At 65.1% G+C, this 23,249-nt stretch carries 3 protein-coding genes; all 3 read right to left on the bottom strand.

What is annotated here, in order from left to right:
- Genes U5A08_RS10770 through U5A08_RS10760 form a run of 3 tightly spaced genes read right to left on the bottom strand, consistent with a single transcriptional unit; the run spans position 1 to position 23,243 of the window.
- On the bottom strand, positions 1-12,318 hold the full coding sequence (locus U5A08_RS10770) for a non-ribosomal peptide synthetase (RefSeq protein WP_321851467.1): 12,318 nt from the start codon (positions 12,316-12,318) through the stop codon (positions 1-3).
- Entirely contained in the window at positions 12,315-20,048 is a 7,734-nt protein-coding gene (locus U5A08_RS10765; RefSeq protein WP_321851465.1) for a non-ribosomal peptide synthetase, read from the bottom strand. Before U5A08_RS10765 ends, U5A08_RS10770 begins: the two co-directional genes overlap by 4 nt.
- A gap of 48 nt (positions 20,049-20,096) precedes the next feature.
- A complete protein-coding gene (locus U5A08_RS10760; RefSeq protein ID WP_321851464.1) occupies positions 20,097-23,243 on the bottom strand; it encodes a non-ribosomal peptide synthetase in 3,147 nt (1,048 codons plus the stop codon).
- Between the last annotated feature and the right edge of the window lie 6 nt (positions 23,244-23,249).

Raw genomic sequence — 23,249 nt, 5'->3', positions numbered from 1 at the left:
TCAAACCTCGAATTCATCCAACCAGCGAGCCATGTCATCCAGGCGCTCACGCTGCTCGACCGCTGCGGCGAACAAATCGCTCGGCAGTTGCTCGGCCAACTTCTGCACGGTGACGTGATCGAAGAAGGCGTTGATCGGCAGGTGACAGCCATGGCGTTGTTGCAATTGGGCGCGCACTTGCATGACGCTCAGCGAATGCCCACCCAGCTCGAAGAAGCTGTCGGTGACCCCAACCTGATCCAGGCCCAGCACTTCGGCCCAGATAGCTGACAGTGCCCGTTCAGCATCGCTGCTCGGTGGCACATGCCCACTCGGCACGCCCTGCCCTTCGGGTTGCGGCAGTTGCTTGCGATCCAGCTTGCCGTTGGCCGACAGCGGCATCGCCAGCACCTGCATCAATCGCCACGGCACCATGTATTCAGGAACGTGCTGGCCGAGGTGAAATTTAAGCGCCGCCTCATCACAGGCATCACCGACCCAGTAGCCAATCAGTTTGTCGTCCTGGGCAATGACGACCGCTTCGCGAACGGCCTCATGCCCCACCAGTACGGTTTCAATCTCGCCCAGCTCGATACGCAAGCCGCGCAACTTGACCTGATGATCGAGGCGACCGAGGTAGTCAATCGCACCATCGGCACGCCAGCGCGCCAGGTCACCGCTGCGGTACATGCGCGCACCTGGCGCGCCGTAGGGGTTGGCGACGAAGCGCTCGGCGGTCAGCGATGGACGCGCCTGATAACCGCGCGCCAGGTTCACACCGGCGATGTACAACTCGCCCGCCACACCCACGGGGACGGGGTTGAGGTCGGCATCGAGAATGTGAATCTGCGTATTGGCAATCGGTCGGCCAATCGGCACGCTGTTACCGTCCTCACGGCATGCCCAGGACGTGACGTCGATGGCCGCTTCAGTCGGGCCGTACAGGTTGTGCAACTCGCTGGCGGTTTGTGCCAGCACTTGGCGCTGCAATTCCGCCGGCAAGGCTTCGCCACTGCAAATGATGCGTTTGAGCGAGGTGCAAGCCGGCAGTTCTCCCGCCGAAACGAAGGCCTGGAGCATCGAGGGCACGAAGTGCAGCGTGGTGATGCCGTGCTCGACGATCAACTCGCGTAGCCACTGCGGATCACGGTGCGCACCGGGCGGCGCCATGACCAGTGCCGCGCCGCTGAGCAGCGGCCAGAAGAACTCCCACACCGACACGTCGAAGCTGTACGGGGTCTTTTGCAGCACGCGGTCGCTCGCGCTCAGGCCATATTCGGCCTGCATCCATTGCAGGCGATTGAGCAAGCCAGCGTGGCGGTTACCGACCGCTTTGGGCTTGCCGGTGGAGCCGGAGGTGTACAGGCAATAAACCAGGTTTTCCGGGCCAATATTGACAGTCGGTGCGGTCTGCAACTGTGTCGCTAATGGCAAGTTTTCGAGGACATGCACCGCCACGCCTGCCTCGCCAGCCCACTTGTCCAGCAGGTGGGTTTGAGTCAACAGCAACGGGCTGCCACTGTCGGCGAGCATGCCTTGCAGGCGCTCACGCGGAAGGTCCGGGTCCAGCGGCAAATACGCGCCACCGGCCTTGATCACGCCCAGCAGCGCTACCACCAACTCCACCGAGCGTTCGGCCGAAACGGCAACCGGCACCTCCGGCCCCACGCCCTGGCTTTGCAGCCAATGGGCGAGTTGATTGGCGCGGGCGTCCAGCTCGGCGTAGCTCAGGCGTGTGTCGCCATACACCAGCGCCAAGGCGTCAGGCGTGGCACGAACTTGTTCGGCGATCAGCGCAGGCACGCTTGGAGACTGCGGGTAGCGGATGTCAGTGGCGTTCCACGCGTCGATCTGGCGAACCTCGACAGGGCTCAACAAGGTCAGGCTAGCCAACGGACGACGGCTGTCTTCGAACTGCGCCAGCAATCCGGCCAAGTGTTCGCTGAAACGGACTATCTCGGCTTCGGCGAAAGCGTCCTGACGGTAGCTGAATTCAATCTGCAATTGCGCGCCGGCATGAATCACCAGGGTCAGTGGGTAGTGCGTGGTTTCGTGCCGCTGCACTGGCCAGAAACGCAAGCCGCTGGCTTCACCAAGGGCCTGTTCCACTGGGTAGTTTTCGAACACCAGCAAGGTGTCGAACAGGGCTTGGCCACCCTGCCCGGCCCAGCCCTGGATCTCGAACAATGGCGTATGTTCATGTTCGCGCAGCGCACTGTTGAAGCCTTGCAACTGACGCAGCCATTCGCCCAAAGGCTGCTGAGCGGGCGGCGTCTGAATCACCGGCAACGTGTTGATGAACAGCCCCAGCGTGCGTTCGGAATCAGGCAACTGTGCCGGACGGCCCGCCACAGTGGCGCCAAATGCTACCGTGGCCTGCCCGCTATAGCGTTGCAGTAAAAGGCTCCAGGCACCTTGCACTAAGGTGTTGAGGGTCACGCGCTCGCGGCGGGCGATGGCGATCAGCCGCGCGGTCATCGCCGCATCGCATTGCCAGTGGTGCTGGCGGTGACCAACACCCTCGCCCACGCCGGTCACGGTGTTGACCAGCAAGGTCGGTTCATCCAGATCGACCAGGCGCTCGCGCCAGAAAGCCTGGCGCTGCGCCAGATCATGCTGCTGCAGCCATTGCACGTAATCGACAAAGCGCCCTGCCACCTCCGCAGGTGGTGTGCCCCGGTAGTGCTGCAAGACCTCGGCGATCAGTCGCGATGAGCTCCAGCCATCGAGCAACAAGTGATGGCTGGTCAAAATCAACTGATAGCGTTGCTCACCCAGACGTACCAACAGCACTCGAAGCAAGGGCGCGGTACCCAGATCGAAGCCCTCATTACGTTCCTGCTGCGCCAGCGCCTCGACGGCTATTTCGCGGTCCGCCCGTTCGCGCCAGTCGAGCAGCCGGACCGGAGACGGCACGCTGCGACGTACTGCTTGCAATGGCTGGCTCAACCCTTCCCAAAGGAACAGGGTGCGCAGCACGTCATGCCGCGCCACCGTGGTGTCCCAGGCGTGTTTGAAGCGCGCAGCGTCGAGGCCGTCGATGGCCAGACTCAACTGGTTGAGGTAGTGGCTTTCGTCTGGGGCCTGCAAGGCGTGGAACAACATGCCCTGCTGCAACGGCGACAGCGGATAAAGCAACTCGGTATCGACGGGCAACCGCAGGCCTTCCAGCGTGCCTTGGTCCAGCCCTGCCAGCGGAAAGTCCGAGGGGGTGAAGCGTTGCGCGTCCGGGCTAAGGCAATGCTCGATCAAGCCTTGCAGCTCGGCACGGCATGCCTGCGCCAATTGCTCGACCCAGGCCGAAGCAAGCCGCGCGCCGCTGTACTGCCAATTCATGTGTAACTCGCCCTGGCGCACCTGAGCATTGATGATCAGTTCGTTGCCCAACGGCGCATCGGCCGCCTGATCATCACCGCCACGCTCGGGCGCGATGCTGAACAATCCCTGGGCATCCAGGCCACGGTCGGTCTGGCCAAGGTAGTTGAACGTGATCGACGGTTGCGGGCCACCGGCCAGTTCGACACGCACCTGAGGCTCGCCAAAGTAGCGCAGGATTCCATACCCCATACCTTGATCAGGCACTTGGCGCAGTTGCTCCTTGATGCCACGAATCGCCACACCGGCTGGCGCTGCTGGGTCGGCGTGCAGGCGCACCGGGTACAGGCTGGTGAACCAGCCCACGCTACGGCTGAGGTCAACATCGCGGTAATCGGCCGGGACCTCACGGCCATGGCCCTCCAGGCCTACCAGCAGGCTCTCGCCACCCGTCGCGCGCAGGACCACACGGGCCAGCGCGGTGAGCAGCAGTTCATCGACTCTGCTGCGATAGGCCTGTGGCGCCTGGGTCAGCAATTGGCGCGTCAGTGGCTCGTCCAGGCGCACCTGACACTCGCGCACTTGGTCGCGGCGACGACTGCCCATTTCATCCATCAAGGGCAGGCTGGCCACGCCTGTTGCCAGGGTGGCGCGCCAGAAGTCCAGTTCCGCCACACGCGAGGGTGCCTGAGCCTGGAGCACTTCGCCCCAGCGCTGGAAAGCACTGGTTTTGTGCCCCAAATCCAACGGCTGGCCAGCCTGGAGCTGGCCATAGGCACGTTGCAGATCTTCGAGAAGAATGCGCCAAGACACACCGTCCACCACCAGGTGATGAGCGGCCAGCAACAGACGCTGCCCCTGCGGACTATCCAGCAGCAGACAGCGCAGCAAAGGACCCGCACTGAGGTTCAGCCCGGCTTGAATGCGGCTACAGGCGCTGGCCAATTGTGTGGCGTCAGTCACCTGCACATGATCCAGCGGCACCGAAGCCGTCTCGACGTGGCTCTGCTGCCAGAGGCCGCCGGCGTCCTGGGTAAAGCGCAGGCGCAAGGCATCGTGGTGAGCCACCAAAGCCTGCAACGCGCGACTCAGCAGCGTCGCGTCCAATGGTTCTCGCGGTTGCAGCAGTACCGACTGGTTCCAGTGCTGACGGGCATTGATCGGGCTTTCGAAGAACCAGGCCTGGATCGGCGTCAACGCGGCAGAACCCGTGACCGGGCCTTGTGCCTGGTCGACGTTTTCCTGAACCTTGGCCACCTGGGCCAGGCCCCGGATAGTCTGCTGTTCGAATACATCCTTGGGCGTCAGCAGCACGCCAGCCTGACGCGCACGGCCCACCAGTTGCAGGGACACGATGGAGTCGCCGCCCAACTCGAAGAAGTTTTCGGTCGCGCCGACCTGCGAATGGCCCAGCAACTGTTGCCAGAGGCCAGCCAGCAAGGTTTCCACCTCGCCATGAGGCGCAATGAATTCGCCGTCCTGGACATGCCAGTCCGGGGTCGGCAGCGCAGCCCGGTCGAGCTTGCCGTTTGGGGTGACCGGCAGGCTTGGCAACCACACCAGCCGCGCCGGAATCATGTAGTCCGGCAACTGCCCGGCCAGCGCCTGCTTGACGCGCGCCTCCAGGCTCGGCTCATCCGCCGACACTGTGGCCACGGCATAGGCGACCAGCCGCGGACCGGTCGGCGAAGGCAAGGCCAGCACCACGCAGGTCTCGACTTCAGGGTGTTGCTGGATGCGCGCTTCGACCTCACCGGGCTCGATGCGATAGCCTCGAATCTTGATCTGCTGGTCGATGCGACCGACGTATTCGATCACTCCATCGGCCCCCCACAACACACGGTCACCGCTGCGGTACATGCGCGCACCGGGCGCGCCGAATGGGTCCGGCACAAAACGCTCGGCGCTCATCCCCGGTCGGCCGTGGTATTCGCGGGCCAGGCCCGTGCCGCCCAGGTACAGCTCGCCGCTAACCCCGGCCGGCACCGGCTGCAGGTACGCGTCGAGAATGTAGGCGCGGCGGTCGCCAACAGGACGGCCGATCGGGGCGTAGGCCGACAGGCAGGCCTGGCTGGCCGGCACTTTCCATACCAGTGGCGTGACCACGGTTTCGGTCGGCCCGTAGCCATTAATCAGGGTACGCGGCGCCAAAGTCTGGCGGATGCGCTCGAAGCTGGCCTGAGGCATGGCTTCGCCGCCAAAGGAGTACAGATCCAATGCCGGGGCGCAGCCTTGGGCCTGGGCTTCGGCAGCCATCTGGGCAAGGTAGACCGGAGGGAAGCCGGCGTTGGTGATCTGATGTTCCGCCAATGCCTGCAAGGTGCGCGCCGCAGACCACAGCTCCTCGTCGCGCAGCACCAAGCTGGCGCCGCACGTCAACGCGGTCAGCCAGCGCTCATGGGCGCCATCGAAGGCAAAGGAAATGAAGTGGAACTCACGGGATTGCGCGCTCATGTCATACAACGGCGCGGTGGCGTCGCAATGCATGGCCAGCGGGCCATGGGCCACGGCCACCCCTTTGGGGGTCCCGCTGGAGCCTGAGGTGTAAATCAGGTACGCGAGGTTTTGCGCGTGCACCTCGACGTCGGGGGCCTGGTCGCTGTAGCCGTCCAGGTCTAGCGTGTCGAGATCAAGCAACGCCAGGCCCGGCGCTGCGGGCAGACGTTCCAGGGCCATCTGCTCGGTGATCAGCAGGCTCATGCCGCTGTCTTCCAGCACATAGCCGAGACGTTCGCGGGGGTAGTCCAACGCCAACGGTACGAATGCCGCACCGGCCTTGGCCACCGCCAGCAACGCCACCAACAGCCGGTTGGACCGCTGCAAGGCCACACCGACACACGTTTCGGCGCAGACGCCACGGGCAATCAACGCGTGGGCCAGGCGGTTGGCCTGTTGCTCCAGTTCGCCACGGGTCAGGTTCTGACCCGCACAGATAAGGGCGACGCGCTGCGGATCGGCCGCAGCGTGGGCAGCGATGCGTTGCTGCACGCTGGCGAAAGCCGGCGGCGCGTAGTCCGACGTGCTCCAGGCCATGAGTTGAGCGTGTTCGGTATCGCTTAGCAGGCTGATCGCAGCCAACGGCCGGTGGGCATCGGCGATCAGGCCAAGCAACAGGCTGTTGAGATGTCCGGCCAGCGCCTCGACCCGGGCGGTGGCGAACGCATCTCGGCGGTAACCGAACGTGATGTCCAGCGTTTCACCGGCAAAAATCGCCAGAGACAACGGATAGTGGGTCGCTTCCAGCGTGCTCGACGCTTCGATATGTACGCCGCTGCGCTGGCGCATGGCATGATCGACCGGATAGTTCTCGAACACCAGCAGGCTGTCGAACAGGCTTTGTCCGCTCAACCCCGCCCATCGCTGGATGTCCGCCAGCGGCGTGTGTTCGAATTCACCCGCCTCGGCGCTTTGGGTTTGCAGTTCACGCAACCAATCACCCACCCCCTGGCCCGCTTCGCCACCGGCGATCACCGGCACGGTGTTGATGAACAGACCAACCACCGCTTCGGCATCGTCCAGAGCACTCGGCCGTCCCGCTACGGTCGCGCCAAATGCTACCGGTGATTGCCCGGTATAGGTTTGCAGCAGCAGGGCCCAGGCACCTTGCACCAGGGTGTTGAGCGTCACGCGTTGGCGGCGGGCAAACTGGCGCAGACGCTGGCTGTCTGCAACCGACAGGCCGCTGCGGATCACGCCATGCCCGATCGCATCGCCAAGCCCTTGGGTATCCCGGGCTGGCAGGCTTTCGGCGAGCAGCGTCGGGCCCTCCATAGTCGCCAGGCGCGCTTGCCAGTAGGTTTGGGCCGCCCGTCCATCCTGGGCGCCCAGCCAGGCAATGTAGTCGCGATACTGACTGCGCGGCGCCAGTGGGCGTTCGCCCGCGTAATGTTGCAGCACCTCGCCGATCAGCCGCGCACTGCTCCAGCCATCGAGAAGGATGTGGTGGAAGGTCCAGATCATGCGGCAGCGGGTGGCATCCAGGCGTAACAGTTGCACCCGTTGCAGCGGCAAGCGCGTCAGGTCGAAACCTTGAACGCGCTCGGCGTTGGCCCATTCGTCCAGCGCCTGCTGGCTGAGCCCGCGGGCGTCATGCAGTTGCGCCACTGCCGGGCCACGGCGCAGGACCGCTTGCAGTGGCACGCTGAGTTCGCCCTGCCAGAGAAACACGCTACGCAACGTGGCGTGCTGTTGCACGGTCGTGTCCCAGGCTTGAAGGAAGCGTTGCGGGTCGAGACCTTCGAGCACCACGTCGATCTGATTGACGTAGGCCGATTCAGCATCGTCTTGCAGGGTATGGAATAGCAGCCCCTGTTGCAGTGGCGACAGTGGATACAGGTCTTCTACGTCGCGCGCTGCCAGGGGCAAGGCGTCAAGCTGGGCCTGAGTCAGCCCGGCCAGTGGGACGTCGGAAGGCGTCAGGGCGGCATTTTCAGGGGTCAGGCAATGGGCAGCGAGCAGGCTCAGTTCGGCGCGCAGATCGTCCAGCAGACACTCCAGTTGCGAGGCGCTGTAATGTCCAGTATCGGCGCGGCCCTCGAATTGCAGCTGGCCTTCAACCAGCCGCGCATTGACCGTCAGCGCGTGACTGAGGGGCGCGGCATCGTCGCGCTGACGGCCTTGCGGTTCACTGGCAAGGCCAAACAGACGCTGGCCATCGAGGCTGCCGTCGTATTGCCCCAGGTAGTTGAACATCACTTGCGGCGGGGCCTGCTCGGCGAGTAATGCCTGGGCAGACGCCGGGCCGAGGTAGCGCAACACACCGTAGCCAATGCCCTTGTTCGGCACCTGGCGCAGTTGCTCCTTGACCGCCTTGATCGCCGAACCCAGGTCGCCAAGGCCTGGGCTCAGGCGCACTGGGTACAGGCTGGTGAACCAGCCGACGCTGCGCTCGATATTCAGGCCTTCGTGGTAGGGCGCAGGCAACGCGTCGCGTCCGTGAGCTTCCAGGGCAACGCTTAGCGACGCATGCCCGCTTTGTCGGCAGAGCACTCGGGCCAAGGCTACGAGCAGCAGTTCATCCAGACGCGTGCGATAGGCGCCTGGCGCTTCCTTGTGCAGGCGCCGGGTCAGTTCGGCCGGCAGGCGCAGTCGGCGTTCCACCGCCTGGCCTTCACACCCCAGCACCCGTGCCGGTTGCCCAAGCGTCTGCGCGCGCCAGTAATCCAGCTCATCAAACAGCGCCGGGCTTTGCGCGAATGCCTGCAAGCGCTCACCCCACTGGGCAAAGCTGGCACCCACCGGCGCCAGCGTCACCGCCTGGCCAGCGGTCTGCTGCCGATAGGCTTGCTGCAAGTCTTCCACCAGCACTCGCCAGGACACGCCATCCACCACCAGGTGATGGACCACGATCAACAGCCGTTGGCTGCCATCGCTCAAGCCCAGCAAGGCGGCGCGCAACAATGGACCGTTGTTCAGATCGAGACTGGTTTGCAGGCGCTCGGCTTCGTGAAGAAAGATCTCGGCGTCCGAGGCATCAATTTCCACCAGCAGGTTGTCGTCAGAAAACGCTGTGTAGCCTTGTTGCCAGGTGCCATGAGCGTCCTGCTGATAGCGCAGACGCAGGCTGGCGTGGTGTTCAGTCAGGGCTGCAAGGCTGGCGCGCAGGGGTTCGGCTTGCAAGGCCTGTAACGGGCGCAGTAAGGCTGACTGGTTCCAGTGCTGGCGCTGTGCGATTTCCTGACTGAAAAAATACTGCTGAATCGGCGTCAGTGGTGCGAGCCCTACGGTCACGCCCGGCTGCTGCTCGGCACACTGGCGAGCACTTCGCGCTGCATGGGCCAAGGCTGCCAGGCTCGGGTGCAGGAACAGATCGCGAGGGCTCAATTGCCAGCCTGCCTGACGCGCCCTACTGATCACTTGCAACGACAGGATAGAGTCGCCACCCAGCTCGAAGAAGTTGTCGGCAATACCGACGCGTTCCAGGCCCAACACCTCCGCCCAGATGGCCGCCAGGGCCTGCTCGACCTCGCTGCGCGGCGCGACATAACCCTCGACTGCGACCTGCCCTTCAGGCTGCGGCAGTTGCTTGCGATCCAGCTTGCCGTTAGCCGACAGCGGCATCGCCGGCACCTGCATCAATCGCCACGGCACCATGTATTCAGGGACGTGCCGGGCCAGATGCGCCTTGAGTTCTTCCTCGTCGGTCGCGTCGCCCACCCAGTAGCCGATCAGCTTGTCGTCGCGGACAATAACCACGCTTTCCTGTACGTGGGCATGGGCGAGCAGCACCGCTTCGATCTCGCCCAGCTCGATACGCAAGCCGCGCAACTTGACCTGATGATCGAGGCGACCGAGGTAGTCAATCGCACCATCGGCACGCCAGCGCGCCAGGTCACCGCTGCGGTACATGCGCGCACCTGGCGCACCATACGGATTGGCCACGAAGCGCTCGGCGGTCAGTGATGGACGAGCCTGATAACCGCGCGCCAGGTTCACACCGGCGATGTACAACTCGCCCGCCACACCCACGGGGACAGGGTTGAGGTCGGCGTCGAGAATGTGAATCTGCGTGTTGGCGATAGGCCGGCCAATCGGCACGCTGTTACCGTCCTCACGGCATGCCCAGGACGTGACGTCGATGGCCGCTTCAGTCGGGCCGTACAGGTTGTGCAACTCGCTGGCAGTCTGCGCCAAGACTTGGCGCTGCAACTCGGCAGGCAAGGCTTCGCCGCTGCAAATGATGCGTTTAAGCGAGGTGCAAGCCGGCAGTTCTCCCGCCGAAACGAACGCCTGAAGCATCGAGGGCACGAAGTGCAGCGTGGTGATGCCATGCTCGACGATCAACTCGCGTAGCCACTGCGGATCACGGTGCGCACCGGGCGGTGCCATGACCAGTGCCGCGCCGCTGAGCAGCGGCCAGAAGAACTCCCACACCGACACGTCGAAGCTGTACGGGGTCTTTTGCAGCACGCGGTCGCTCGCGCTCAGGCCATATTCGGCCTGCATCCATTGCAGGCGATTGAGCAAGCCAGCGTGGCGGTTACCGACCGCTTTGGGCTTGCCGGTGGAACCGGAGGTGTACAGGCAATAAACCAGGTTTTCCGGGCCGATATCGACGCTCGGGGCGGTCTGCAACTGCGTCGCTAATGGCAAGTTTTCGAGGACATGCACCGCCACGCCGGCCTCGCCAGCCCACTTGTCGAGCAGGTGGGCTTGAGTCAACAGCAACGGGCTGCCACTGTCGGCGAGCATGCCTTGCAGGCGCTCCCGCGGAAGGTCCGGGTCGAGCGGCAGATACGCACCACCGGCCTTGATCACGCCCAGCAGCGCTACCACCAATTCCACCGAACGCTCGGCGGAAACAGCAACCGGCACATCCGGCCCCACGCCCTGACTTTGCAGCCAATGGGCGAGTTGATTGGCGCGGGCGTCCAGCTCGGCGTAGCTCAGGCGTGTGTCGCCGCAGACCAGTGCCAGTGAATCAGGCGTGGCGCGCACTTGCTGGTCGATCAACGCCGGCAGATTCGCGTATGAGGGGTAGTTTTCCTGGGTTGCGTTCCAACCGGACAGTTGCTGTTGCTCGGCGGGGGTCAGTTGCTGCAGTTCGTGCAACGCACGCTCGGGCTGTTCCAGCAGTTGCTCGAGCAGGAACAGGAAATGCGCGTGCCAGGCTTGTACGGTGGAGGCCTCGAACAGGTCGGTCGCGTAGCTGAAGGTCGCGGTGATCTGGCCCTGGCGGTTTTCCTCGGTGGTCAGGGTCAGGTCCAACTGCGCGGTTTCAGCGGCCTGGTCCAGGCGCTCGAAGACCAGCCCGCCCGCGTCCAGCTGGCTGTCGCCGCGCTGCAAGTGGTTGAACATGACCTGGAACAGCGGGTTGCGGCCCATGCTGCGTTGGGGTTGCAGTGCTTCAACCAGTTGTTCGAAGGGCAAATCCTGATGCGCTTGGGCTTGCAATGCCTGCTCGCGCACGGCCTTAAGCTGGTCGATGAAGGATTCACGGCGCGAGACGCGTAACGGCCAGACTTGAGTGTTGACAAAGCAACCAATCAAACCCTGGGTCGCGACGGCCTCGCGATTGGCAACCGGGATGCCGACGCGCAATTCTGCCTGGCCGCACAGGCGGCTTAGCCACACGCCATAGGCTGCGAGCAAAACCATGAACGGCGTGGCTTGTTGACTACGGGCGAACTGCCGCAAGCGGCGGCTGGTGGCGTCAGACAACGGCTTGCCGACCCGCGCCCCGCGATAGGTGGGCAAGCCGCAACGCAGGTGATCCGCTGGCAACTCCAGCACCGGCTCGTCACTGCCCAGGCGCTCACGCCAATAGGCCAGTTGCTGCTCACTTTCCCCGGATTCCAGCCATAGGCGCTGCCAGCGCGCATAGTCGCTGTATTGCACGTCAAGGCTGGGCAACGGACTGTCGACGGCCTGCAGGCAACGGGCATAGCCGCTAGCCAACTCTTGCACGAACAGCTCCACCGAGACGCCGTCGGCGACGATGTGGTGCAGAGTGACCAGCAAGGCATGCCGCTCGGCGTCACAGCGCACCAGGCACAGGCGCAGCAAAGGCCCCTGGGTCAGGTCGAACGGTTGTCGGGCCTGAGCCTGAGCCAGGCGCGTCAAGGCCACGTCCTGGGCCTGGGTCGACAAATCGCTGAGGTCTTCGCGCCCCAGAATCACGGCACCGGCATCGGCGGCATGTACACGCAGCACCGGCTCACCGTCCTCACTGGGGAAGTCGCTGCGCAGTACCGCGTGACGGGCGACGATATTGGCCAGGGCCGCATCCAGCGCCGCTTCGTTCAGTTCACCGGTGAGTTGCAGGCCGCCGGTGATGTGATAAGCGCTGGCGGTCGGCTCCAACTGCCAGAGCAGCCATAGCCGGTGCTGGCTGTAGGACAACGTGGACTTCGCCTCGGCAGGCGCCGGGACGATAGGCAGACGGCGCGCGTCGATGCCTTTTTCACGCAACTGCTGCAGGAATATCCGCTGCTTTTCGGCAGGAAGAGCGTTGAGCCGTTCGGCCAGCGGGCGCAACGGATCGTCACGGTAGCTGGGGCCGTGGGCTTGGCTCAGGTCGTTCATTCAATGCGCTCCAGTTCATTCAGCAATTGGGTCATGGCGTCCACCTCGTCTTCGGGGGTGTGCGCCGGAGTGTGCTCCAGGTGCCGAGCAAGCGCCTCGACCGTCGGTGTGTCGAACACCGCGCCGAGGTGTATCTGTACGCCTAACTGGTGGCGGATCTGCGAGGCCAGGCGGGTCGCGAGCAACGAATGCCCACCCAGCTCGAAAAAGTCATCCGTCACACCAACCCGCTCCACGCCCAGCACCTCGGACCAGATCCTGGCCAGACAACGCTCGGCGTCATTGCGCGGTTCGACATAGCCTGTAGCGGCGGCCTGCGCCTCGACCTGTGGCAACTGCTTGCGATCCAGCTTGCCGTTGGCCGAGAGCGGCATCGCCGGCAATTGCATCAATCGCCACGGCACCATGTATTCAGGAACGTGCTGGGCGAGGTGAAATTTAAGCGCGGCTTCATCGGCATCGGCGCCGACCCAGTAACCCAGCAGTTGATTATCCCCGGCAACCACCACGCATTCACGCACGGCACCATGGGTGAGCAACACCGCTTCGATCTCGCCCAGCTCGATACGCAAGCCACGCAACTTGACCTGATGGTCGAGGCGACCGAGGTAGTCGATCGCACCATCGGCACGCCAGCGCGCCAGGTCGCCGCTGCGGTACATGCGCGCGCCTGGCGCGCCGTAGGGGTTGGCCACGAAGCGCTCGGCGGTCAGCGATGGACGCGCCTGATAACCGCGCGCCAGGTTCACGCCGGCGATGTACAACTCGCCCGCCACACCCACGGGGACGGGGTTGAGGTCGGCATCGAGGATATGGATCTGCGTATTGGCAATCGGTCGGCCAATCGGCACGCTGTTACCGTCCTCACGGCATGCCCAGGATGTGACGTCGATGGCCGCTTCAGTCGGGCCGTACAGGTTGTGCAACTCGCTGGCGGTTTGTGCCAAGACTTGGCGCTGCAATTCCGCCGGCAAGGCTTCGCCACTGCAAATGATGCGTTTGAGCGAGGTGCAAGCCGGCAGTTCTCCCGCCGAAACGAACGCCTGGAGCATCGACGGCACGAAGTGCAACGTGGTGATGCCGTGCTCGACGATCAGCTCGCGCAACGCCTGCGGATCACGGTGCGCACCCGGCGGCGCCATGACCAGCGCCGCGCCGCTGAGCAGCGGCCAGAAAAACTCCCACACCGACACGTCGAAGCTGTAGGGCGTCTTTTGCAGCACGCGGTCATTGGCAGTGAGACCGTACTCGGCCTGCATCCATTGCAGGCGATTGAGCAAGCCGGCGTGGCGGTTGCCGACGGCTTTCGGCTTGCCGGTGGAGCCGGAGGTGTACAGGCAGTAGACCAGGTTTTCCGGACCGATATCGACGGTCGGTGCGGTCGACGGCTGGATGCCCAAGGGCAAGTTTTCCAGCGCATGCACCGGCACGCCGGCATCGCCCGACCACGTGTCCAGCAGGTGCGTTTGAGTCAGCAGCAACGGGCTGCCGCTGTCGGCCAACATGCCTTGCAGGCGCTCACGCGGGTGGTCCGGGTCCAGCGGCAGATACGCGCCACCGGCCTTGATCACGCCCAGCAGTGCCACCACCAACTCCACCGAGCGCTCGGCGGAAACGCCGACCGGCACATCCGGCCCCACGCCCTGGCCTTGCAGCCAGTGCGCGAGTTGGTTGGCGCGGGCGTCCAGTTCAGCGTAGCTCAAGCGTGTGTCGCCATACACCAGCGCCAAGGCGTGGGGTGTGGCGCGAACCTGTGCGTCGAGCAGCGCGGGAAGGTTCCGGTATGACGGGTACTGGAAGTGGGTGGCATTCAAGTCCGACAATTGCCGTTGTTCCGCGGTATCGAGCATGCGCAACTCGCCGAGGCGCACCGGGGACGCACCCGGCGCCTGGGATGCCATCGCCAGCAACAGGTTGTTGAAATGCTCGCCGAGGCGAACCACGCTGGCCGCATCGAAGGCGCCTAGCAAATAACTCAACTGCACGTTCAGCGTATCGCCGGCATGAATCACCACGGTCAACGGGTAATGGGTGGTTTCCCGCGAGACGACCTGGCCGAACCGCACGCCACTGCCGCTGCGCAAGGCGCTGTCCACCGGGTAGTTTTCGAACACCAGCACGCTGTCGAACAGCGCCTGGCCGCCCTGCCCGGCCCAGCGCTGGATATCGAACAGTGGCGTGTGTTCATGCTCGCGGACCGCCAGGTTCAGCGATTGCAGGTCACGCAGCCAGTCGCCCAGCAAACGCTCGGGGCTGGGCGCCTGGATAATCGGCAAGGTATTGATAAACAGCCCGAGCACGCGCTCGGCATCGACCAGTGCAGTCGGGCGCCCGGCCACGGTGGCGCCGAAGGCAACGCTGCGCTGTCCGGTGTAGCGCTGCAAAAGCAGACTCCAGGCACCTTGCACCAAGGTGTTCAACGTCACGCGCTCACGGCGCGCAAACGCCACCAACGCCGAGGTGACACTGGGGTCCAATTGCAGGCGCAGGTCGCCATGCCCCGCCTGGACCTGCACCGCTGGCAAGGCGTCGGCCAGCCGGGTCGGTTCATCCAACTGACGCAGTTGTTCGCTCCAGAACGCTTGGCTCGAATTAGCGTCCTGGCAGCCTAGCCAGGCCAGGTAATCCCGGTAGCGGCTAGCGCTCGCGACGGGCGATTCGCCTCGGTAATGCAGCAGCACTTCTTCGATCAGCCGCGCCGTGGCCCAGCCATCGAGAAGGATGTGATGGCGGGTCCAGATCAACTGGTAGTCGCTTTCGCCCAGGCGTACCAGCAACACCCGCTGCAACGGCGGCTGGCGCAGGTCGAAGCCTTGGTCGCGCTGGGCATCGGCCAGTTCGGCCAAGTCCAATCGAGCCTGTATGGCCGATCGTGCGCGCCAGTCCAAGTGCCGCACCGGGGATGGCAGCCGGCGATGGATCCATTGCAGCGGCTGCTGCAAGTCGCCTTCCCAGGCGAAACCGGCGCGCAGGATCGCGTGTTCCTCGGTGACCCGCTCCCAGGCCGCAGCGAAACGCGGGCCGTCGACGTCGCTCAGCGGCACACAGACCTGATTCACATAAGCGCTGCTGGCCCCGCCCTGCAAGGCATGAAAGAGCATGCCCTGTTGCAGCGGCGACAACGGGTAAAGGTCTTCGAGGTTGGCGGCGGCCACCGGCAGCGCGTCCAATTGGGACTGGCTGACGGTCGCCAGAGGGAAGTCCGAGGGCGTGACGCCCGCAGCGTCGGGGCTCAGGCAATGGTCGATCAAACCGCCTAGGGTTGCCAGGTAGCGCTCGGCCAAGGCTTGCACCACGTCGCGGTCGAAACGCTCGGTGCCGTAGCGCCAGCTCAGTTGCAGACAGCCGTCGCGCACCTGGCCGGTGATGACCCATTCGCTGTCGGCGTCAGCGCTCGGGTCCAGGGACGCGCCGAGGCTTTCCTCGGCCCAGGCAAACAGGCCACCCGCCGAGCGGCCTGGGTCGAACTGGCCAAGGTAGTTGAAGGTGACTTGCGGGCTCGCCCGGGCCGCCAGTTGGCCAGCCAGCGCGCCCTCGTTCAGGTAGCGCAACACGCCGTAGCCAAGACCTTGGCCGGGGACTTGGCGCAGTTGCTCCTTGATGGCTTTGATGGCGTGCGCGGACGAATCACCGCCAGGCACCAGTTGCAGCGGGTACAGCGCCGTGAACCAGCCCACGCTGCGGCTCAGGTCCAGGTCCACGGGGGCATCCGCGGCCGGCGTGCGGCCGTGGCCTTCGAGGAGGATGTCCACCGCCGGCTGGCCGCTCCATTGGCACAACGTCTGGGCCAGCCCGGCCAACAGCAGCTCATCGATGCGCGTGCGATAAGCACCGTGAGCCGCGCCCAGCAGTGCACGGGTGCGCGCCGGGTCGAGTTGCACACGCACTTGGGCCGTGGCGCCGAGGGCGCGGCTGCCTTGCGGGCGTTGCACGCTCAACGCGGTGGCCGGCGTCTCGGAATATGCCTGCCAGTAGGCTTGCTCGGTGTCGTTCAGGCCCTGACGCGCCCAATTCTGGAGGTACTCGCCCCAAGCCTTGAAGCTGCTGGTACGCGAGGCGAGCGCCAGGGGCGAACCGGCGAGCGCCTGGGTATAGAGCTGCGCCAGGTCTTCGAGAAGGATGCGCCAGGACACACCGTCCACCACCAAGTGATGAGCGACCAGTAACAGACGTTGTTCGCCATCGGCCAACTGCATCAGCAGCCCTTTGAACAGAGCGCTTTGGCCCAGATCGAAACCACGTTGGGCTTCTGCGCATACCGCGCTGATCGCCTCGGGTTCGGACCCGCTCAAGGTTCGGCAATCCAGCAGCGCTGCTGTGCCCTGCCCATGGCGGGCGCACCAATGGTCCTCGACGCGCTGAAATTGCAGGCGCAGGGCATCGTGATGCGCAAACAGCGCCACCAGCGCCTCGCCCAACGCGCGAGGCTCCAGGTTGTGCAGCGGACGCAGCAGCAACGCCTGGTTCCAGTGGCCTGGGACCGGCACTGCCTGGGCGAAGAAGTGCGCCTGGATCGGCGTGACGGGCGCCTCGCCCTGCACTGGACCGCTGTCAACGCGAGCTTGATCCAGGGGCACGGCGACTCGCGCCAAGGCAGCGATTTGCTGATGCTCGAACAGGTCACGGGGGTTGAGCTGCCAACCGGCACGTCGCGCCCGGCTGATCACTTGCAACGACAGGATAGAGTCGCCACCCAGTTCGAAGAAATTGTCGGCAATACCGACTTGCTCCAGGCCCAAAACCTCCGCCCAGATGGCCGCCAGGGTCTGCTCGACCTCGCTGCGCGGCGCGACATAACCCTCGACAGCGACCTGCCCTTCAGGCTGCGGCAGTTGCTTGCGATCCAGCTTGCCGTTGGCCGAGAGCGGCATCGCCGGCACCTGCATCAATCGCCACGGCAGCATGTATTCAGGGACGTGCCGGGCCAGATGCGCCTTGAGCGCCTCCTCTTCGGTCGCGTCGCCCACCCAGTAGCCGATCAGCTTGTCGTCGCGGACAATAACCACGCTTTCCTGCACGTTGGCATGGGCGAGCAGCACCGCTTCGATCTCGCCCAGCTCGATACGCAAGCCGCGTAACTTGACCTGGTGATCGAGGCGACCGAGGTAGTCGATCGCACCATCGGCACGCCAGCGCGCCAGGTCACCGCTGCGGTACATGCGCGCACCTGGCGCACCATACGGATTGGCCACGAAGCGTTCGGCGGTCAGCGATGGACGCGCCTGATAACCGCGCGCCAGGTTCACGCCGGCGATGTACAACTCGCCTGCTACGCCCACGGGGACAGGGTTGAGGTCGGCGTCGAGAATGTGAATCTGCGTGTTGGCGATGGGCCGGCCAATCGGCACGCTGTTACCGTCCTCACGGCATGCCCAGGATGTGACGTCGATGGCCGCTTCAGTCGGGCCGTACAGGTTGTGCAACTCGCTGGCGGTTTGTGCCAGCACTTGGCGCTGCAATTCCGCCGGCAAGGCTTCGCCACTGCAAATGATGCGTTTAAGCGAGGTGCAAGCCGGCAGTTCTCCCGCCGAAACGAACGCCTGGAGCATCGAGGGCACGAAGTGCAGCGTGGTGATGCCGTGCTCGACGATCAACTCGCGCAGCCACTGCGGATCACGGTGCGCGCCCGGCGGTGCCATGACCAGCGCCGCGCCGCTGAGCAGCGGCCAGAAGAACTCCCACACCGACACGTCGAAGCTGTACGGGGTCTTTTGCAGCACGCGGTCATTGGCAGTGAGACCGTACTCGGCCTGCATCCATTGCAGGCGATTGAGCAAGCCAGCGTGGCGGTTACCGACCGCTTTGGGCTTGCCGGTGGAGCCCGAGGTGTACAGGCAATAAACCAGGTTTTCCGGGCCGATATCGACGCTCGGGGCGGTCTGCAACTGTGTCGCTAATGGCAAGTTTTCGAGGACATGCACCGCCACGCCGGCCTCGCCAGCCCACTTGTCGAGCAGGTGGGTTTGAGTCAACAGCAACGGGCTGCCACTGTCGGCGAGCATGCCTTGCAGACGCTCCCGCGGAAGGTCCGGGTCCAGCGGCAGATACGCACCACCGGCCTTGATCACGCCCAGCAGCGCTACCACCAACTCCACCGAACGCTCGGCCGAAACGGCAACCGGCACATCCGGCCCCACGCCCTGGTTTTGCAGCCAATGGGCGAGTTGGTTGGCGCGAGCGTCCAGCTCGGCGTAGCTCAGGCGTGTGTCGCCATACACCAGCGCCAACGCGTCAGGCGTGGCACGAACCTGTTCGGCGATCAGCGCAGGCACGCTTGGAGACTGCGGGTAGCGGATGTCAGTGGCGTTCCAAACGCTCAATTGTTCCCGCTCGGCAACGCCCAGCAGCGGCAGGCTGAACACCGAGCGGTCGGGCGCGGCGACCATGCCCTGCAACAACTGGCACAGATGCCGGCCAAGTTGGTCGATCGTCGCGGCGTCATACAGCGCGGTGACGTACTCCAGCCGGCAATCAATGCCGTCGGGGCCGGCGATGACGTCCAGGGTCAGGTCGAAGCGCGCGCTTTCCAGCTCGATGTCCAGCACCTCCACGTTCAACCCCGGCAGGTGCAAGACCTGGGCGTCGCGGGCATGGCGGAAGTTGAACAGCACCTGGAACAGCGCCGTGTGATGCAGGTCGCGGGTCAGGTTCAAACCGTCCAGCACGCACTCGAACGGGAATTCCGCCTGTTCGAGCGCGATGCGGCTTTCAGCGCGCAGGCGGCCGCACAGGTGTCGGGTGGTCAGTTGGCGCTCGAGTCGGGCGCGGTAGACTTGGGTGTTGACGAAGAAGCCGACGATGTCTTGCACTTGGGCATGACTGCGTGCGGCGTTGGGCACGCCGACGGCGAAGTCGAGTTGACCGCTGTAGCGCGCCAGCAACACTTGCCAAGCGCCAAGCAACAACACGAATGGCGAGCAATGCTGCTGGCGGCAGAATTCACGCACGGCGTGGGCGGTGGCGGCCGGCACGCGAACATCGTGCCGCGCCGCTTGCAGACGTGGCGCGGCGCTACGTGGGCGATCGCTGGGCAGTTCCAATACGGGCACGTCCTGGCCCAGATACTCGCGCCAATACGCCTGGCCTTCGGTGGCACCCTGGCCGGCAAAGCGCTGGTGCTGCCAGGTCGCGTAGTCGGCGTAATCCAGGGGCAGGCTCGGCAATGCGCGGTCGTTGCCGCCCAATGCTGCGGCATAGGCCTGGCCCAGGTCGGCGATCAGCAGCGGGTTGGACCAGGCATCGGCGACGATATGGTGCAGGCACAACAGCAACACCGCACCCTCCTCGTCGCACAACAGGCTGGCGCGCAGCAGCGGCGCCTGGCCAAGGTCGAATGGCACGGCGACGCGCTGGCGCAGTTCCGCTTCGAGGTTGGCATCGGCTGGCAGCTTCACGCATTCGAGGTGGAAATCCACACTGGGCTCGATGACCTGCATTGGCCGATCATCGACCAGCACGAAGCGGGTGCGCAGGCTGGCGTGGCGTTCGATCAGCCGGCACAAGGCAGCCTGCAATGCCGCGACATCCGGCTGGCCATGAATGCGTAGCGCCCGTGCCGAGTTATAGGCCGGGCTGTCCACGTCGTATTGTTGGAGAAACCACAAGCGGCGCTGGGCGAACGACAGCGGCGCCGGCCCATTCTCGGTGCGTCGGCCCGGCCCGGTGGGTGCGGCTGGCGCTTCATCATCAAGTAACAGGGCAAGCAGTTCATCGCGGTCGATATCGGTCATGGTCAATCCAATCCGGAATAAAGGGGACCGGCCTCAGCCGGTCCATTGTCAGTGGGTCGCCAGGCCTTTGGCGGTGCGGGCCTTGTCCAGCAGCTCTGCGCGTTCCTGATCGCTAAGGCTGTCCAGTTCGCGGCGCAGGCGGGCAATCTTTTCCAGGCGCGCCGGGTCGGCAAGCTCGCCAAGGGCCACGGCCAGGCTGGCCGCGTTGGGGTGGTCGAAGACCACGCCCGGCGGGACTTCGAGCTTGAACATCGTGCGCAAGCGCGCCAACAGCTTGATCACCAACAGCGAATGGCCACCGGCTTCGAAGAAGTCGTCATCCACGCCCAAGGCGGTCGGCGCACAGCCCAGCAGTTCAGCCATGGCATCGCGCAGGCTGGCTTCCAGCTCGCTGGCCGGCGCACGAGCGGGTTGACGACGCGCCAGTTGGTCCGGATCGGGCAAGGCGTGGCGATCGACCTTGCCGTTAGACAGACGGGGCAGACTCGGCAAGGCGAGCAGGCGCGCCGGGCACAACGCATCGGGCAGGCGTTCGGCCAAGGCCGCCAGCAACGGTTGCAAGGCATCGTCGGCAACGCCTTGGGCGAGCACCACGTAGGCGATCAGGCTGGCCGCACCTTCACTGGGCGACCACAGCCGCGCCACGGCCTGGTCAACGCCAGGCAAGGTCAACAATGCCGCCTCGACTTCACCCAGCTCGATGCGCTGGCCTCGCAACTTGACCTGATGGTCCTGGCGGCCGACCAGTTGCAGGCCGCCCTCTGCGCGATACCGGCCCAGATCGCCGGAGCGATAAAGGCGCTGGCCCGGCATAAAGGGGTCGTCAACGAAGCGCTCGGCATTGGTCTCACCCAAGTAACCACGGCACAGTTGCGCGCCGCCGATGTACAACTCGCCCAAGGCGCCGGTGGGCACCAGGCGCAGGCGGTCGTCGAGCAGGTACACGCGGTTGCCGTCGAGGACGCGGCTCAGCGGCACCCGGTCATCGCGGTCCGGCGCGTCGGCCCGTAGTGGGTGAAACAACACGCCGACGGTAGCTTCGGTGGGGCCGTAGTGGTTGAACAGGCGCAACGTCGGCGCGTGGGCGAACAGTTGCTCGACCAGCCGGCGCGGCGTGGCTTCGCCGCCGAGGATCAGGGTGCCGGGTAACTGCGGTGCGTCGCCTTCGAGCAAGGCCGCCAAGTGCGACGGCACGAACTTCGCCACGTCCGGACGTTCCCGGGCCAGGAAGCGCCTGAAGGCGGCACCCTCGGCGAGATCGTCCTGGGCGGCGATAACCAGCTCGGCGCCCACCTGCCAGGCGCCGAACAGTAAGGTATGGCCCAGGTCGACGGTCAGCGGGCTGGTCAAGGCCAGGCGCATGCCAGGTTCCAGGCCCAGCGCCGTGCAGGCCGCCTGTGCATAGTTGCGTAGCGCGCCATGCTCGATGAGCACGCCTTTGGGCACACCGGTCGAGCCGGAAGTAAACAACAGGTAGGCCACGTGATGGTCACTGAGAAGCGGCGGCTGGAATGGCAGTTCCGCATCGTTTGCCGCTTGCTCCAGGCTGGCGCTCGGCCATGGACCTTGGGCGCTGCTGGAGGCCGGGTCGCACAGCACCAAGGCTGGCGCGGCGCGGGTCAGCAGGTCATGGCGACGTTCGTCCGGCCAGGCCGGTTCCAACGGCAAGTAGTAAGCACCGGCGCTGAGGACGGCGAGGACCTGCAGCACGCCTTGCAGCGAGCGTGCGCTTTCGATGGCCACGCACTGTCCAACGCCGACACCCTGGCCTTGCAACCAGCCGGCCATGCGTGTGACCGTGTGCTGCAGCTCGGCATAATCGAGGCGCTGCCGACCATCGCTGAGGGCGATGGCCTGTGGGGTTTGCCGGGCATGTCGGGCCAGGCGTTGCGGCAGCCACTCACCGTTCGGAGCGGGATGATTCGGGGCCAGTGCCAGCAGGCGTTCGCGCTCCCCTGCCCCAATCGGCTCCAGGTCGGCCAGGGCAATGACGCCGTCGGCCGGCAGGGTCTCCAGTAGCGTGCGCAATTGTTCGAGCAGCACCTCAAGGCCAGCGGCGCTGTACGCAGCGCTGTTGGCTTCGAGGTTGATTTGCAGGGTTTCGCCCCAAGCGCGAACGCGCAGTAGCAGTTCGAAGGCCGGGCGGCTTGGGTAGGCAAGCACCTGGCGTGGCGCGAGGCGCGCCTGTTCGAAGACGAACCCCGCCAACAACGGCGCGGTGCTGGTCGGCGCCTCGATTGGGCAGTATTCCTGCCAGCCGAGATGATCGCCCAAGCGACCTTCGGCCTGCTGCAGCCAGTCGGCGAAACGGCACGCAGGGTCCAGCTCGACGCGCAACGGCAGGACTTTCTCGAATACGCCCAAGGTGTGTTCGAAGTGATCATAGTCGCCGCGACAATCGTGCAGCCAACCGCCCACGAAGCGCTGCTGACCGCTCAGACGCCCCAACAGTGCCCACCACACGCCTTGCAGGACGACGTCCAGGGGTTGGCCGAGGCCATCCGCCAAGGCCTGGAGGGCGCGCAGTCGTGACCCCGGCAATTCGAGCTGCACGTTCAGGCGCTCTGCCTGAGCCGTCGCCGGGTTGCCGCGCAGGCCCAGGTGCAAGGCAGCGCCCTGGGCGGGATCGACCTGGGCGTGTTGCCAATAGGCACGGCCTTGGGCAGCTTCTTCGTCAGCGGCCATGTCCTGACGCCATTGCACGTAGTGTTCATAGCCCACTTCGCTGGAGACCGGCGTGTCGCCGCGTGCCAGCGCCAGCACATCGGCGGCCAGGCGCTCCAGGCTCGACGGGTCCAGGGCCAGTGCGGCGGCCACGAATTCCACTTCGAACGCGCCATCCGCCAGCGCCCGCCGGCTGACCGCGAGCACTTCGTCGTCGCGCAGCGCCAACGCTGGCGCCGTGGTGTCCAGCTCAACCCAGCGCACCGCGCCCCCCTGATTCGGCAAGGCCTGGCGCCAGCCCCGGAAACCGGAGACTTGCAGCCAACGTGCGCCGAGGATCGGCTTGCTCGCCGCGTAGCGTTGCAGTGCCGTCTGGAGGTTCGCCGCCCCATCCGCCGCGGTTATCGCGATGCGCAGCCGGTGGCTGCCCGCGTCAGGACGCGCAGGGTCGTGGCCGAGCAGACAGGCGCGCTGCTCGGGGCTCAAGGCCAGGGTGTGTTGCGCGGTCAAATCAAGGCTCAGATCGTTCATCGGGGA

Source organism: Pseudomonas paraveronii (genome assembly GCF_963681955.1).
GTDB lineage: Bacteria > Pseudomonadota > Gammaproteobacteria > Pseudomonadales > Pseudomonadaceae > Aquipseudomonas > Aquipseudomonas paraveronii.
Note: the sequence above shows the minus strand (reverse complement) of the source record. Positions and strands in the feature narration are given on the sequence as shown.

What these genes read in the sequence shown, in the direction of transcription:
- U5A08_RS10770 (WP_321851467.1), bottom strand. Translation starts at nt 12,318, where the DNA reads ATGAACGACCTGAGCCAAGCCCACGGCCCCAGCTACCGTGACGATCCG.
- U5A08_RS10765 (WP_321851465.1), bottom strand. Translation starts at nt 20,048, where the DNA reads ATGACCGATATCGACCGCGATGAACTGCTTGCCCTGTTACTTGATGAT.
- U5A08_RS10760 (WP_321851464.1), bottom strand. Translation starts at nt 23,243, where the DNA reads ATGAACGATCTGAGCCTTGATTTGACCGCGCAACACACCCTGGCCTTG.